The organism is Nostoc sp. TCL26-01, from assembly GCF_013393945.1.
Taxonomy (GTDB): Bacteria; Cyanobacteriota; Cyanobacteriia; order Cyanobacteriales; family Nostocaceae; genus Trichormus.
Genome location: NZ_CP040297.1, coordinates 2,299,204 through 2,315,352 on the forward strand (window position 1 = coordinate 2,299,204; position 16,149 = coordinate 2,315,352).

Sequence of the window (16,149 nt, forward strand, 5' to 3'; positions counted from 1 at the left end):
AAATTATGTCATCAAAGATTTGTATATAGTAGTATGTGACTCAGGTTTTTCTGTAATAGCAATTAAATGAACTGAAGATCAGCAATAGCAATCATGTTGAATTATTGAGAACATCATTTGAGGCTAAATATTATGAGATATGGCATCGATATTGGTCACAATTGCCCACCAGATACAGGCGCTAGAGGCATAAAATTTGAGGACAATCTAACTTTAGATGTAGGCAATAGAGTAATATCTAAACTAAAAGCTTTAGGTCATGAAGTAATATCATGTAAACCAGATCGGGCTGATTCAGTCAAAGATTCACTTTCCCAAAGATGCAATAAAGCCAATGCTAGCAAAGTAGAAGTTTTTGTGTCCATCCATTTCAACGCTTTTAATGGACAAGCTAACGGTACAGAAGTCTTCGCAGGCAGTGATACCAGCCGAAAAATTGCTCAACCTGTATTAGAGGAAGTGATCAAACTAGGATATTTCAATCGTGGGGTTAAAAGTGGTTCTCACTTATTTGTCCTCCGGAATACCAATATGCCGGCAATCCTAGTAGAATGTTGCTTCATCGATTCTCAAAAAGATATGAACTTGTTTAATCCAGAAGCAACTGCCAACGCAATTGTCAAAGGATTAACAGGTAAAATACCAACTACTCCTGTACCTTCTGTACCAGATGAAGAACAAAATGTCGATACAAGTGTTTTGCGATTACAAAAATCATTAAATCGGCTGAAAATTACTGATAGAAATGGCAAGTCTCTAGTAGAAAATAGCCAACTCAACGCCGAAACAAAATTTGTGATTGAAAAATTTCAAGGTATTGTGGGATTGGAACAAACAGGAATTGTCAGTGAAGCAACATGGAATGCTCTGAATTTGATTTTAGCAAAAAGAATCATCAGACCAAATCACGCGGGTGGCCCAGTTGTCAGATACTTGCAATATCGTGTAGGCGTTGATGTTGATGGCATTTATGGCGCACAAACAGAAGCAGCAATTAAGAGATTTCAAAGGCAGAATGGCTTACTAGCTGATGGGATTATTGGGCCAATGAGTTGGCAAAAATTAATTGGCTAGGAACGCAATAAAGAATTCGTAATTCGTAATTCGTAGTTACAATCAGTGGTGGGTACAAGACCCCACTAATTTTACACTTCGAGAACTCAAAGGTTAGTCCACCAAATCTTTGATTTGGTGTTAGCTTTATCCCTCTTTAATTACGAATTACGAATTACGAATTATCTTGACTATCCTCGATTTCGTTCTAATAGCAGCATCATAATTAAGCTGAGTAAAACTTGCTGTTCTTCGCGATCGCTGATTTGATCAATTGGTTTAATGGTAAACTTTCTAGAGAGGAAAGTAGGAATTTTTTCTAACCGCATCACCACTGTACCATCAGCCCGGCTCACCTCATAAACCGGATTGAACACATACCCAGTAAACCAACCAACAACGGGGATTTCTGCAAACAAGGCATCGGCAATCTTTACCCAAGGATTTTGTTCTTGAATACTTAGAGTAGTACTATCGCCATCAAAAATATCATAGCGAGCGCGCCAAATAGATTTTAAACCACGTCGTTTGACTGCACCGATATTAGTACCGTTGGTATCAGTGAACTCATAACGGGCGGAAAAATCAATGATCCGGTCAGCCTTGATGTAGTATTGGGGACGAGTCTGATCGCTATCGGCAAAAATCGTAATTGCTTCTTTTAGCTTAAATAATTTCTGTTTAACGTAAAAAACCAAATTGTCTTGAGAATCAACAACAGATATTTGCGGTGCTAATGCCCAAAATTTAAAGGTAAGTTCTAGTGGATACTGCATAGTTTTAGTGAAAGCAACAAATTTATCCCCTCTTATTAATCCCTTTTGGGTATTTTATGCAACAGTGAACCAATTAAATAATGTAAAGGAGTAGTTGCAAAAATCTCATGTCTGATTTTTTACTTAACTCACATCTAGCCCTAGCGATTAGAAATCGTGGCTATACAAACCAAGTCCCTGACGCTCGCAAGCTCGCTACCGCTACGCTAACGCCAGTTCCCTACGGCGGGAAACCCGCCTACAGGACTGGTCTCACCGCCTACGCGGACTAAAGTAAAATCAAGCTTTTAACTCGCGTAGGCGGGTTTTGTCTGTGTAGCCGCGACTTCCAGTCGCCTGATGCAAGATATGAGTTAAGAAAACTGTTGAGTATAAAATCTGGCATAGCGATGTTCCAATGCTAACAGTTCCTCATGAGTGCCTGATTCAACGATTTGACCCTTTTCTAAAACTAATATGCGATCGCATCTTCTCACAGTACTCAAACGGTGAGCAATAATAAATACCGTCCGTTTCTGCATCAACCGTTCTAAAGCTTCCTGTACCAAAGCTTCCGATTCAGAATCTAAGGCTGATGTCGCCTCATCTAAAATCAAGATTTGCGGATTCAATAATACAGCACGAGCGATCGCAATTCTCTGTCTTTGTCCACCAGATAAATTTACACCCCGTTCACCCACCCATGTTTGATAACCTTCTGGGAGTTGGGTAATAAATTGATGGGCATTGGCAATTTTAGCAGCAGTGGCGACTGCTTCTAAATCAAATATGTCTTGTCCAAAAGCGATATTTTGGGCAATTGTCCCAGAAAACATGATAGTTTCTTGGGGAACGATGCCAATTTGTCGCCGCAGACTCTCCAAGGTGACATCTCGGATATCCACACCGTCAATAAAGATTTGCCCGGTGGAGGGATCATAAAAACGGGGTAAAAGATTGACAAAAGTGGTCTTACCTGCGCCAGAAGCACCCACAAAAGCGATCGCTTCTCCTGGCATCGCCAATAAACTAATATCTTTTAAGACGGGTTTCCCTGGTTGATAGGCAAATGTCACCTGGCGATATTCCACTTGTCCCTTAACTGGTAGCAAACTAATCGCATTCGGCTTTTCTATCACCGTTGGTTGCATCACCATCAACTCAAAAATCCGGTCAACAGAAGCTTCTCCTTGCTTAAATTCATTGTAGTTATTTGTCACATGACCGATGGGATCAATCAATAACCCGGCGGCGGCTAGGTAACTAAAAAATTCCCCTACAGTTAAATTACTTTGTTGAATTTGCCACGCACCCACCATCAGTAAAGATAAAGCACTCAATGCTTCCAAAAATCCGACAATGGGAATCTGCACAGCCTTGAGACGTTCTGCTGAGTATTTAGCCTGAAAACTGCGTTCAGCTTCATGGCTGAATCTAGCAACCTCATAATTTTCTGCCGCAAACGCCCTAATTAAACGAATCCCGCTAAAAACTTCCGTGAGAATTGCTGATAAATCAGATACCCGATTTTGACTTCTCAGGGAATATTTACGTAATCGTTCCCCAAACCAACCAATCAAAATCCCCATCAAGGGTGCAACAACCACCGTAGCCAAAGTCAGTTGCCAATTCAAGTAAATCATGTAAATGGGGATGGCTAGCAACTGCAAAACACAGGGAATAAAATCGTGGAACAATTTATTGACAACTTCACCAATACGATCAATATCTTCTGTGAGACGGTAAGATAAATCACCCGCCTTAGCTGTTTCAAAATAGCTTAAATCCAACCTTTGCAAATGAGTGTATACCTGCTTGCGGAGATGAAACGCCACACGCAACGCAGCTTTAGCCATGTAAATATCTTGCACCGACTGGAAAAAGCCCCGCACAAGAAACACTAAACCCAAAATGGCAGCTAAAGATGCGATCGCTCCTACATTACCTTGTCCAAAGGGGTTAGCTAACTTACCTGCAAAATTAATCAATGTCAAAGTCGCCAGCACATATCCCACAATGCCAACAAGGCCTTTAGTAATATTCTGCCACTGGGGTCTAACATAGGGCAGCAGTTGCCAGTAATTAGAACGAGTTTTCAAACTATCACGTCCACAAAAAATATTGTCCTCTGTTTGACGCTACCAGCTTTTGTGTAGTTTCTCTAGAGGGAGGGAGTGAGGGGTGTAAACAGTGAACAGTAAACAGTGAACAGTGAACGTTTATTAACTGGTAACTGATAACTGATAACTGGTAACTGATTTGGGGAGTGAGGGAGTGGGGGAGTAGAAAAGAATCTGTTGCCTAATGACTATTGACTAATGACTATTGACCATTGACTAATGACCATTGACTAATGACCATTGACTATTGACCATTGACTATTTTTTCCAATAGCCATTTTACAGCACTATCAACATCTGCAACTTGTTCGCCTGGGGGGACGGCTGGACGATTTACCATGACAACTTGTATACCTAGTTCTCTGGCGGCGATGATTTTAGGGTAGGTAGCATCACCACCGCTATTTTTGCTGACAATAGTATCGATGTTGTGTTGAATTAAGATTTGCTTTTCGTCCTCTAGGGCAAAGGGGCCGCGATCGCACAATATCATCCCAGGTGGTACTAAGGCATCCGCATCAGGGGGGTCAATCATCCGCATCAGAAACCAAATATTTTGGAGATAGGCAAAAGCTGAGAGTTCTTGTCTACCAACAGTTAAGAAGACTCTTTTGGCTTGATTTTCTAAAACACTGGCAGCAGCGATATTACTCTCAACTTCCAGCCAGCGATCGCCTGATACTCGTTCCCAAGGACGACGAATCAACATCAGACGCGGTATACTGGCTTCTTGAGCCGCCCTTGCTGCATTCTCAGAGATTTGTTGAGCAAAAGGATGAGTAGCATCAATTAAGACATCAACTTGCAACTGACGTAAATACTCAACCAGTCCAGACACACCACCAAAACCCCCAACTCTGACTTTACCAGATGGGAGAGTAGGCTTACGGGTACGACCAGCTAAAGATGCGATCGCCTCAATACCTGTGATATTTGATACTCTAGCCATGAGTTCGGCTGCATCTCCAGTTCCACCCAGAATTAAAACACGCATAAATTGGGGAGTGGGGAGTGGGGGATGGGGAGATAGAGTAGTGATAGTATCTCTTTGTCCCCTTATCCCCTTCCTTGTCTATTTTTGAACACGAAAAGTCGGAATTCTTGCCAGGATGCCTTTTTTTAAAGCTTCAGGACGTTCTGCCCAAGGCAGTAGACCGTCGGATTTTTCATAATATTTGCTAGCACATTCTAGGATAGCAGAGGCATTGTCATCTACAGCTAAATCGCCAAACACATATGTCAGCTTGCCCTTGCCTACAAAAGCCACAACACAAGAACGGTTGCAAGCACTCATACATTCAACTTCTTGAATGGGAAACTCATCTCGCAACTCCCAATTTTGTGCTAATTGTTGGATTTTCTGCAAAAGTTTTTGACCACCACTTTCACCCACACGCTGACCATCTTGCCAGACACTAGCACAAGTTTTGCAGACAAAAAGAGTGTGATCAATCACACCAGAAGCTTGATTAATCGTCACCTGTACCTCGCAGATGTTGAGAATTGATAGATAAACTCCGGCGGGCATCCTGACTCACCCAGTTGTGGTTCACAGTTGCGGGACAGCGCCGGATTTACACCGAACTTTCCCCCTTACCTCTAGTGGCTGATCCCCACCAGAACCGAATATTCAGTAGATTGTAACACTAATGTTGACTCTGCTTTAGGCTCGCGAATGATGATTTTTCCAGAATTTAAAATCGTAAACCCACACCACCTTGGACAGCAACAGCCGCACCACCACCATTCCGATAAGCATCAAAAGCGATAATTGCATTACCAAACAGCACAGTATTACTATTTGGTACAACATAGTCGATACCTGGTTGTAGAGCAAAACTAATCTTATCGCCTACAGGAGAAGCCTCACTCCCACCAGCTAGAACTAAGCCTGCACCTAAGTAAGCATCAGTTTGCCAATTCAAAGGCAAATCATAGGAAACTGTAGGGACAACAGCAGTATTCTGTCCAATTAAAGCTTGAGCGCGAAAAGAAATTGGTGCTTCTAAAAGCTTGTAGCGAAAAGCTAAAACTCCCCCGACTTGGATACTATCAGTCAAACCCACTGTTGGACCAATACCTACATAGCTACCATAAGCTACTTGCGCCTGGGCTGGTTGAGTGCTGATAGCTAAACTTAAGGCAGAACTAATCCCTAAAACCCCAAGCGAATAAGGTATATACTTCATTGCCCAATTCCTCACACCATTTTCAATGTTCCATTAAATACCTATGTTATCTCTGTTCAGGCGAAGGGAAAAGTTATTAATCAAAAATCATTATTAAACAGAATTCAGGAGTCAGTTGTCAGAATTCAGCTTGGGAATTCTGTACGACTGGCGGATGAATAATCGCTGAGAAATAAAGCTACGGAACAGAGTTAAAGTCACTTCGCTAAAATAAAACCATCTCCTGCCACAATATGAACTATGACCTACACCCCACCCAAAGTTCTTACTTTCGCTCAATTTATCGCGGATTATGGAGATAATCCCCGTTACGAACTTATTGATGGAGAATTACGTGACATGGAACCAACTGGTCCACATGAAGAAGTTTCAGGAAATATTGCTGGTAGGATTTATAGTGAAATTCTTCGTAATAATTTTGATCCAGAATGTAATCGTAGGCTCAACTTGTTAATTCCCAAAACTTGTTTGATTAAACCACCTGCCGCAGAAGCGACGGCATTACGTCCAGATGTAATTGTTTTAGATAAAATCAAACTCAGCCAAGAGCCACTTTGGCAAAAAGAACCTATTATTTGTAATGGTAATACGATTAAACTAGTTGCCGAGGTTGTCAGTACCAATTGGCAAGACGATTATGCGAGAAAAGTAGAAGAATATGCTTTTCTCGAAATACCTGAATATTGGATTATAGATTTTCGCGGTTTGGGTGGGTTGCAATTTATTGGTAATCCTAAACAACCTACTTTTACAGTCTGTCAATTAGTTAATCGGGTATATCAACAGCAACAATATCGCCTGGGCGACACTATTAATTCTAATTTATTCCCTAATTTAGAGCTTAAACTTGATGATATTATGCCATAGCTATATAGATCAATAGATTTCAGTTAAAGATCAATGGTACAGACTCATATCAAGTGGGTGCAGGGTAATAATTTTTATAGATGCTACAGTCGATATACTTATCCTCTTTTTTTCCTGTCCCAAGATATTGAGGGATGAAACCCCTAAATAATTTGCCGTATCCTGCAATGAGAGATACTGGGGATAAAGTATAAATCCTCTGCATCGAACTCACGTTATTTTATTACTAAAATCAATATAGGATTACTACTTGATTTTTGAACAGATACGTAGTGGAGCGACACAGCTAAAATAGTGCAATAGTAGGGTGCGTTGTTGCGTACTCCTTCGGAGAACCCGCAGGGTAGCGCAACGCACCGCCAATGAGATTAAGACGGTGCGTTAGTTCGTTAACGCACCCTACAAAAATAAAAATCTATCGCCACATTTAAAGCTTGCCACGCCACTACGTATCCTTAGATTTTTTGTGTAAGCACAGGCTACGCCAACAGAAATCAAATCGGATTCCTATATTTTTGATTGTTATTTAACGAGAGTCACAACAAAGTCTTTCCAACCATATCAATCTCTTTCTCAAGAATACGGAAATTACGTCAACAAAGTCACTTTTCCACTAGCCAAATCATAGCGGCCACCAGCAATTTTCAGTTTACCTTCTTTGACCAAACCTCTTAAAATAGTTGAACTCTCACCTAACTTTTCTGCCTGATACTGAACATTGGCAATGATAGAATTTTCCTCTAAACTCCCTGTTTTATTTCTTACCCTTTCTACAGCTGGTTTGATTTCTTCCACAAACACACCAATTCTTCCAGGGAGGGGATCACCCTTAACAGCCGCTACAACTGCACCACATCTAGCATGACCTACAACTATAATTAATTGTGCGCCTAAAACAGCTGTAGCAAATTCTAAGCTACCGATAGCAGTTTGACTGGCCACATTACCCGCCACCCGGACAACAAACAAATCTCCTAATCCCTGATCAAAAACGATTTCCGCAGGTACTCTCGAATCAGCACAGCCTAAAATAGCTGCAAAGGGATATTGAGCTACAGCTGTTTCTTGCAAACGCAAACGTGATTGGTTAGGATTGAGGCGCTTACCATCAACAAATCTTTTATTTCCTTCAATCAATCTATTCAAAGCCGCTTGTGGATTAACGGGTTGGGGTTTTTCTTCAGGAATTGTTGGTTGTTGAGCAACAGCTGATTCTTCTGTTCCCAGTACACCACCAACAGCACCAATACCAACACCAACGCCACCAACACCAGCTAGTTTCAAAAAATTACGCCGTCCCACAAACCCATTAATTTGACTCATGATACACCTCATTTTCGGTAGTGAAAATCACTAAGTTGCTATCAAGAAAACGCAGTAAACTATACCCCAATATGCTGAAAATTAGTATCTTTAGCATCTTTAGGGAAACAAAAAAGTTACGAATTATTGCAACTTAGTTATACAGAACTGTATTTATTCTCTGGACTATACCAAAATCATGTCTAACAATTAAATAATTTTATAATTTGATAAAAATATGGATACAAAAGGGTTTTGTCTATGATGTACTCTCAACCTTAAATTTCTAGTGACAAATTCCTCTGTATCTTTGTGACTTTGTGATTAAATAAACTACTTTTTTACCACCAAGACACAGCGAAAAGTCGGAGCGGAGGTTTCCTCCGTAGACGCTTTGTGGCTTGCCGCAGGCATCTGAACTTTTCAAGACAGAGACACAAAGCTCAGGAACTTACAGATAAAAAAATATCCAAAATGTACTTCACTAAAGCGAGAAACGCCATAGCAGGATTTAGCTACATTCAGACTTTGATACTACTCCAGATGAAATTGGTTAAATCTAAGATATAGTCAACGTGATTATCTGGATATTCCGGCTTTTGATGATCCATTACCCATAATTTACCGCCAGTCAGATAAATTTTGTTTGGCTCTTGGTAAAATGCCTGATGATGACTGATCCATCCAGGTTTTTCACCCGTAGTAATAATTTTGTCTATTTTGCCAGTATCATAATGTAAACGATATACAGGTGTTTCACCAAAAATCCTCTCGTTGTCATAACCCAAGTTACCAATAATATAGATGTGTTCTCCAACTAGGGTTGCTGAGTGAAAATCAGTTGGGGGAAAAATATCTCTGGGATATCCCCAAATTTGGAAATTGCCATCACCTCGGTAAACTACTACATCGTTATATATGCAAAAGTCAGGGTCATAGTAATCTTCATGACTACCACCAATATCGATGACTCTCCCATCTGGTAACTGTGTAGTTGTTTTCGCAAACCGTTGATAACACCATACCAGTTGATTCCAGTTTTCATTTTCAGTATCGCCAAAGATAGATTTGGCTGTGTATGCAGAATCATGACTACAAATCATCGCTTTCCAGAAATCAATTTCCATAATTTCTGGATTAGTTTTACCAAAATAGCGATGTTTGCCTACCGAATATTGCTCGGGAGTAATTTGTGATAAATAAAATTGTTTGTAACTCACTCCTGTGAGCGATCGCCACATATCATGATTAATATCGCTTAAGTCTTCACCAGCATCCACCAGCATTTGCACAATTTCTAAGTTACTCGCCTTGGCAATAGCTGTGCGACGACAATTATCACCTCTATCTGGTTCTGCACCAACTGCCAATAAAATACGGACAAAATCAGTCGCACCACGAGCAGACGCTAACATTAAAGCAGTATGATCATATTCATCAGTCGCCTCAATATCAAATCCTTCAGTAATGAGCCATTGAAAAACTTCGAGATGATTGTTTTCGATAGCATACATCAAAGGTGTCTTTTGACAATCCTCACATTCATAGCAATTAGCACCCGCAGCTAAGAGTAATTTTGCTTTCTCTATATCTCCTACCTGGAGACTTATCACCAAAGGAGTTCTACCCCAAGCATCGCAAACATTTTTATCGGCTACTGTATTTAGTAATATCTTCAGTTCCTCTATAGTCCCAAAAACTATAGTGTGTGTTAATTCTGTCCACTCTAATTGTGGCAACTCACAACCCGAATCTAATAATAATTTCATAGCATCAAATCTTCCTAAACCGCCAGCAATCTTCAAAGCAGATGCACCATAATGATTGATGGTGTTGACAGCAGCACCTTGAGAAATGAGCAACTTTAAAATTGCTAATAAGTCTTTTTTAGGGAAGATATCAATACCATACAGCGCATCAATCAATACATCATTTCCATCTGATGTACGATAGTTAATATCTGCTCCAGTATCCAGAAGAAATTTGATTTTATCTACATTCTGATTCTCTGATTGCACAGCTAAACTCAGCACATTAATGCGTAACTCGTTGTTAACAGCATTAACATTTGCTCCATTTTCCACAAGGAAGCGCATCATATTAATATCTGCATAGATGCTAGTCACAGCATACATGAGTGGCGTTTTAGCAGGATAAGAATATTCATCTAAACAATCAATATCAACACCCTGAGTAATTTCTTGTGCAACTCCGGCAATATCTCCGCGTTCTGCATATAGATGGATTTGCATAATTTTGTTTGAGTCAACTGCTGATATTTAGATTTAACGCATACTAAATTATGCAAAAAAAATGTAGATACCTAAGTTCATCAACCCAACCTTGATTTCAGCAGTCTATCGCCTTAATTTTGCGGTTTTGTCTGTGACATTTCTTAATCAAATTAGAAAAAAAGCCTTCACAGAGTTTGAGGGCTTTTTTTCTTCGGCAGTATTTCTTAGCGGAAACGTCGTTTAGTTTGTCTGTGTTTGGCAACTTCCTTACGCTTGCGCTTTTCTATGGGTGTTTCAAAATGACGATGCTTTTTGATATCTGGCATAATACCTGCCTTAGAAACTTCTCGCTTAAATCGACGCAAAGCCGATTCGATTCCTTCATTTTCACCAACTCTGATTTGGGTCATTATTGCTCCTATTCAATTGATGGAATTTTTCACATCATGACAATAGAGAATCCAGTTAACTGAATGAAAAAAAAAGGCAGACAGTTGTCTGACCTTCCGAATTTCAATAAATTCTTCGTTTCAAACCTTAGTAACGGTTGCGGGAGCCGCCACCACCGTATCCTCCTCGGTTCCCACCGAATGAGCCACCTCTGTCTTCTTTAGGCTTCGCCTTATTAACTTTGAGGTCACGTCCCATCCACTCAGCACCATCAAGACCATCAATAGCAGATGCTTCTTCCGCTTCTGAACTCATCTCTACAAAAGCAAAGCCGCGCAAACGACCTGTTTCACGGTCAGTAGGTAATACTACCTTCTTAACGGAGCCGTATTCTGCAAAAACACTGTTAATATCTTCTTGTGTAACGTCGTAAGAGAGGTTACCCACGTAAATTGACATCTTTATCTCCAAAATTTGTGGCTGTGTAGAGATTTAAATTTCGGAGAAGAGTCCATAAAGACCAAAGTAAAGGTTTTGTTAATGTTAAAAACAAAGACTATCACCGAGTTAATTCTCATATTACATGATTACACAGAAGTCAATTATCTGCATGAGTGGTGGGAGTGATAAGTGAGACTATAGGAACATGGGATAAGTGAGGGAGTGCTGAGTGAGGGAGTGAGGGAGTGAGGGAGTGCTGTTAGCGGAAGCGGGGCGTTTAGCCCGTGCTGAGTAAGAGAGTGAGGGAGTAGTGAGTATAAGACTATTGACCAATGACCAATGACCAATGACTAATGACTGACTCCTCACTTTTGAGATAAATCCATTAAATTCGCTAGTTTGTACACAATTCGCGCTCCGACATTGCCATCCCACTCGTCATCACCGACTTCGCAGACATCAAAGCCAATAATTTTTCTGCCACTATTTACCAATTCGCGGAATAAACAAAAAGTTTGCTCTAATTCCAGTCCACCAGGGACAGGAGTACCCGTATTGGGGCAGAGCTTAGGGTCTAGTCCATCTACATCAAAGCTAATATGTACGTATTCTGGCAAATGACTGACAATTTCGCGGCTTAGTTCTACCCAAGTTGTTCCTGAGTATAGCTTTTGTTTAATTGCTGGGTCATAATAAGCCACTAGTCGCCCATGAGATTGGTCAATCGTTTGAATTTCATCGTGACTAATATCACGCAAACCTACTTGGACAAATTTGGTAATTTGCGGTAGTTTCAACGCATTAAAAATAATTGAGGCATGGGAAAACTCAAAACCCTCATAAGCATTACGTAAATCTGCGTGAGCATCAATGTGTAAAATACCAAAATTGGGGTAATGAGCAGCTAGTGCTTGGAAGTAACCCAACGGTGCGCTATGATCCCCACCAATGACAGCAACCCGCTTACCTTGATTAATTGCTTGCTGACACTGGGTAAACAGCCATTGATTTACTTGTTGACCGGCTTGATTAATTTCTGTCAGCACAGGTGTTAAATCTGGTGTATCTGTTAGTGGCTTACCTTGTGCTAACCGTTCGATAATTTGTGCTGCTAAGTTGCGATAATAGTTGTTCTTTTCTAAAATGTCTTGTGAAATTGGCTCTAAAAAAATTCCTTGCTTCCAACCATCAGGGTTATCGAAGTCAAATAAATCCAGTTGAATGGAAGCATCGAGAATTCTTTGTGGGGCGTTAGCTGTACCTGCACCATAGGAAACCGTAACTTCCCACGGGACTGCAAAGACAATTAAATTTGCTGAATCATAATCGAATGGCAAACCTAAGAGATTGCCATTGATTTCACCTACACCATTAGGATCATAGTCTTGGAGTTGATTATTCATCAGATCGCTTACTCGATTTATCTACCGCCTATTAAACTTCTGTATTGTAATAGACTCATATTTCTATTTTCTGGCAATTACCCATATGGCATGAACAATTCCGGGAATGTAACCCAAAAGTGTTAACAAGATATTAATCCAAAAATCCTTACCTATACCAACTTGTAAAAATACTCCCAAAGGTGGAAAGAAAATAGCGCACAGAATCCTCACTAAATCCATTGTCATCTCCTTGTAATGAATGTGATTGTTATGCTTAAATAGACTTTTATTAAAAAATCAAACTGTTATTTTTAACAACTAGCTTACCTAGAGTAACTTAGATCAATAAATATTAACCACCACTAATTTTAGCTTTATAACCTAGCTTAATTAAAATTTCCAAAATTTTTTGTTTGTGTTCCCCTTGGATTTCGATCTCATTATCTTTAACTGTGCCACCTGTACCGCACTGAGTTTTTAACTGCTTGACTAAATCTGCCAATATTTCTGGTTTAGTTTGAAAACCCGTGATGACTGTCACAGTTTTTCCTTTACGTCCTGCACGGGTAGCTTGGACTCGGAGATTTTGCTGTTGTGGCGGTAGTTCAGGGGTTGGTCTTTCTAAGGCGGCGGAGTTGTCGTTGCCAAATTCGCGGTAGACAAGGCGCTTATCTGAAGATTGGGAATTGGAAGAAGACATAAATTTTGATTAAGCAACTAGTTACAAAGACTTTCATATAATAATTAAGTCTATCCCATCATCAAAATTATTCTGTGACTACCACACCCCTTTCTCCAAGTTCTCCCGCAAATACTCAGGTTCCCGATACACAAGGACGCTTTGGACGCTTTGGCGGTAAGTACGTCCCGGAAACCTTGATGCCGGCTTTGGCTGAGTTAGAAACAGCCTATCAGCAATATCGTCATGATCCCAGTTTTCAAGCAGAACTACAACAACTGCTACGAGATTATGTAGGACGTGCCACACCATTGTATTTTGCAGAACGCTTGACTGCTCATTATGCTCGTCCTGATGGTACAGGAGCGCAAATTTACTTAAAGCGTGAAGACTTAAATCATACAGGCGCTCACAAAATTAATAATGCACTTGGTCAAGTATTATTAGCCAAGCGGATGGGTAAAGAGCGCATTATTGCCGAAACAGGTGCAGGACAGCATGGTGTAGCAACAGCTACAGTTTGCGCTCGGTTTGGGTTGGAATGTGTAATTTATATGGGCGTTCACGATATGGAACGTCAAGCATTGAATGTGTTTAGAATGCGGCTCATGGGTGCGGAAGTGCGTCCAGTAGCTGCGGGTACAGGAACTCTAAAAGATGCTACTTCTGAGGCGATTCGGGATTGGGTGACGAATGTCGAAACCACTCACTATATTTTGGGTTCGGTAGCTGGCCCTCATCCTTACCCGATGATGGTACGTGATTTTCATGCGGTAATTGGTCAAGAAACTCGCGCTCAAGCTGTGGAAAAGTGGGGTGGTTTACCTGATATTCTGTTAGCCTGTGTGGGTGGTGGCTCCAATGCTATGGGATTATTCCACGAGTTTGTCAATGATTCATCTATTAGGTTGATTGGTGTAGAAGCTGCTGGGGAAGGTGTGAATACAGAAAAACACGCTGCTACCTTGACAAAAGGACGTGTTGGTGTATTGCACGGAGCCATGAGTTATCTACTGCAAGATGAAGATGGGCAGGTAATTGAAGCACATTCGATTAGTGCAGGCTTAGATTATCCTGGTGTGGGGCCAGAACACAGTTATTTGAAAGATGTGGGTCGGGCTGAATACTACAGTGTGACTGATGAAGAAGCTTTGGGAGCATTCCAGCGATTATCTCGACTGGAAGGAATTATACCAGCACTCGAAACAGCCCATGCGATCGCCTATCTAGAAACCCTCTGTCCTCAACTCCACGGCAGTCCCCGCATTATCATTAACTGTTCTGGACGTGGTGATAAAGATGTTCAGACTGTTGCTAAGTTTTTAATGCCTTAGTGGTGAGTGCTGAGTGCTGAGTGCTGAGTGCTGAGTGCTGAGTGAGGAGTGGTGAGTGAGGAGTGGTGAGTGCTGTTAGCGGTAGCGGGGCGTTTAGCCCGTGCTGAGTGAGGAGTGGTGAGTGGTGAGTGGTGAGTGCTGAGTGAGGAGTGGTGAGTGAAGAAGTTTTTCTCTTACGCTCCTCTGTTTTTCTGTGCTTGTCCTTTTTTCCTCTTTCGCATCCTTCATTTTTAAAAATAAATCTATCTTTAGAAAGAATTTTTTTTGCAGATTATCGATTTATGAAAGCAAGCTAAACAGTCTTTTTTTCCAAAATTTAGCGAAAAATCAGACTTATGGGAGAGGGCAATACTAGGCGATCGCCCTCTCATTTATGAAAATCTATGAATTTAAAAGTTATCAGAGAATATTCAGAGGTATAGGAGTATATCCAAAGAGATATAAAGCCATAACGAATTTGGCCAATCTTGAGTTGGTTTGATTAGATGAACAGGAAGTTTACTTTCAGCAACTACGAGTTTGGCTTTAATGATGCTAAGAACAACAATTTACGCCGTTGCTTTAGGAACTTTCGCTCTCACAAGTGGGGCGAGTGCTGTTTCTGTGCAAAATCTTCCTACCGCACTTAAGTCTTCTTCCATTTCCAGCGATCATCTTTTCGCACAATACCGTTTTCCCATACAGTATCGTTATCCTAGACGGCCTGGTTCATCCAATCCTCAACAGCCATCTAATCCTGGCACAACTAATCCTGGCACAACTAATCCTGGCACAAATCCGCAACAACCATCGAATCCCGGCACATCCAATCCCCAAACGCCCCCAAGTGGACAAGGTGGAGCATCCAACAGTAACGCTGCCAGTATAGAACAAGCAGTTTTTGAGCAAGTTAATCAATACAGAGCCTCTCAGGGTTTACCCGCACTCAGCCGTAATGCGGCTATCGACGACCAAGCCAGAATCCATAGTCAAAACATGGCTAGTGGTAAAGTTCCATTCAGCCATCAAGGATTTGAGCAACGAGTTAAAGCATTGAATATGTCTTACAAATCGGCTAACGAAAACGTTGCTTATAACCAAGACAGAGATCCGGCAACAAAAGCTGTGCAAAGCTGGCTCCAAAGCTCAGGACACCTAGCTAACATCAAAAGCAATTCCAATTTAACTGGAGTTGGTGTTGCTGTTAACGGCAAAGGCGTTGTGTACTTCACACAAATTTTCATTCGTTCCTAGTATTGGACTGGATGAGGAATCATGATGTAGTAATCATAATAAAATCTTATGATTACTACATTTTTTACATTTTTTTCGGAAAATTTGTGGAAAATATTGTTTTTTTGCGTAAAAAATAGCAGACAGAATCGCTCAATTGTTGTCTGCATCTGTATTTTAATTTATTT

Annotated in this window: 16 protein-coding genes and 1 riboswitch; of the genes, 4 read left to right on the forward strand and 12 right to left on the reverse strand. The window is 40.8% G+C overall.

Annotated features, from left to right (window positions below; genetic code table 11):
* The first annotated feature begins 132 nt into the window (after window positions 1-132).
* Window positions 133-1,074, forward strand: a complete 942-nt coding sequence (locus tag FD725_RS09935) for an N-acetylmuramoyl-L-alanine amidase (protein ID WP_179047977.1) — start codon at window positions 133-135, stop codon at window positions 1,072-1,074.
* A 170-nt stretch (window positions 1,075-1,244) separates the two neighbouring features.
* Here the strand turns inward: FD725_RS09935 and FD725_RS09940 are convergent, their stop codons facing one another.
* The 5 genes from FD725_RS09940 to FD725_RS09960 form a co-directional block, all read right to left on the reverse strand.
* On the reverse strand, window positions 1,245-1,829 hold the full coding sequence (locus FD725_RS09940; protein WP_179047978.1) for a hypothetical protein: 585 nt from the start codon (window positions 1,827-1,829) through the stop codon (window positions 1,245-1,247).
* Between the two features lie 353 nt (window positions 1,830-2,182).
* The gene (locus FD725_RS09945) at window positions 2,183-3,907 is read right to left on the reverse strand and encodes an ABC transporter ATP-binding protein (RefSeq protein ID WP_179047979.1); all 1,725 of its coding nucleotides are present in this window, start codon (window positions 3,905-3,907) and stop codon (window positions 2,183-2,185) included.
* 265 nt (window positions 3,908-4,172) lie between these two features.
* Entirely contained in the window at window positions 4,173-4,922 is a 750-nt protein-coding gene (locus FD725_RS09950; RefSeq protein WP_179047980.1) for a cobalt-precorrin-6A reductase, read from the reverse strand.
* 78 nt (window positions 4,923-5,000) lie between these two features.
* The gene (locus tag FD725_RS09955; protein ID WP_179047981.1) at window positions 5,001-5,456 is read right to left on the reverse strand and encodes a DUF1636 domain-containing protein; all 456 of its coding nucleotides are present in this window, start codon (window positions 5,454-5,456) and stop codon (window positions 5,001-5,003) included.
* A riboswitch (cobalamin riboswitch) is annotated at window positions 5,430-5,570 on the reverse strand. It overlaps the preceding gene by 27 nt.
* Window positions 5,571-5,622: 52 nt before the next feature.
* Entirely contained in the window at window positions 5,623-6,117 is a 495-nt protein-coding gene (locus FD725_RS09960) for a hypothetical protein (protein WP_179047982.1), read from the reverse strand.
* A 240-nt stretch (window positions 6,118-6,357) separates the two neighbouring features.
* Here FD725_RS09960 and FD725_RS09965 point away from each other — a divergent pair, with 240 nt between their 5' ends.
* The gene (locus tag FD725_RS09965; protein WP_179047983.1) at window positions 6,358-6,984 is read left to right on the forward strand and encodes a Uma2 family endonuclease; all 627 of its coding nucleotides are present in this window, start codon (window positions 6,358-6,360) and stop codon (window positions 6,982-6,984) included.
* A 588-nt stretch (window positions 6,985-7,572) separates the two neighbouring features.
* On the opposite strand, the gene FD725_RS09970 is transcribed toward FD725_RS09965, so the two are convergent.
* From FD725_RS09970 to FD725_RS10000, 7 genes are all read right to left on the reverse strand, one after another.
* Window positions 7,573-8,307 (reverse strand): carbonic anhydrase, encoded by a 735-nt coding sequence (locus FD725_RS09970; protein WP_179047984.1) that lies wholly within the window; start codon window positions 8,305-8,307, stop codon window positions 7,573-7,575.
* A gap of 500 nt (window positions 8,308-8,807) precedes the next feature.
* Window positions 8,808-10,538, reverse strand: coding sequence for an ankyrin repeat domain-containing protein (locus FD725_RS09975; RefSeq protein ID WP_256871885.1), 1,731 nt, complete (start codon window positions 10,536-10,538; stop codon window positions 8,808-8,810).
* Window positions 10,539-10,744: 206 nt separating this feature from the next.
* Window positions 10,745-10,930 carry a 30S ribosomal protein S21 gene (gene rpsU, locus FD725_RS09980; RefSeq protein WP_179047985.1) on the reverse strand — a complete coding sequence of 62 codons (186 nt, stop codon included), beginning with the start codon at window positions 10,928-10,930 and terminating at the stop codon, window positions 10,745-10,747.
* A 127-nt stretch (window positions 10,931-11,057) separates the two neighbouring features.
* Complete coding sequence (locus tag FD725_RS09985; protein WP_179047986.1) at window positions 11,058-11,369, reverse strand: RNA-binding protein; 312 nt, start codon at window positions 11,367-11,369, stop codon at window positions 11,058-11,060.
* 347 nt (window positions 11,370-11,716) lie between these two features.
* A complete protein-coding gene (gene speB, locus FD725_RS09990) occupies window positions 11,717-12,754 on the reverse strand; it encodes an agmatinase SpeB (RefSeq protein ID WP_179047987.1) in 1,038 nt (345 codons plus the stop codon).
* Window positions 12,755-12,817: 63 nt separating this feature from the next.
* Window positions 12,818-12,976 carry a YqaE/Pmp3 family membrane protein gene (locus FD725_RS09995; RefSeq protein WP_179047988.1) on the reverse strand — a complete coding sequence of 53 codons (159 nt, stop codon included), beginning with the start codon at window positions 12,974-12,976 and terminating at the stop codon, window positions 12,818-12,820.
* Between the two features lie 112 nt (window positions 12,977-13,088).
* Window positions 13,089-13,436: a translation initiation factor gene (locus FD725_RS10000; RefSeq protein WP_179047989.1), complete on the reverse strand. Its 348-nt coding sequence runs from the start codon at window positions 13,434-13,436 to the stop codon at window positions 13,089-13,091.
* A 74-nt stretch (window positions 13,437-13,510) separates the two neighbouring features.
* Between FD725_RS10000 and trpB the strand changes: the two genes are divergently transcribed.
* Complete coding sequence (gene trpB, locus FD725_RS10005) at window positions 13,511-14,749, forward strand: tryptophan synthase subunit beta (RefSeq protein WP_179047990.1); 1,239 nt, start codon at window positions 13,511-13,513, stop codon at window positions 14,747-14,749.
* Window positions 14,750-15,277: 528 nt separating this feature from the next.
* Window positions 15,278-15,982, forward strand: coding sequence for a CAP domain-containing protein (locus tag FD725_RS10010; RefSeq protein WP_306296897.1), 705 nt, complete (start codon window positions 15,278-15,280; stop codon window positions 15,980-15,982).
* Window positions 15,983-16,149: the final 167 nt, after the last annotated feature.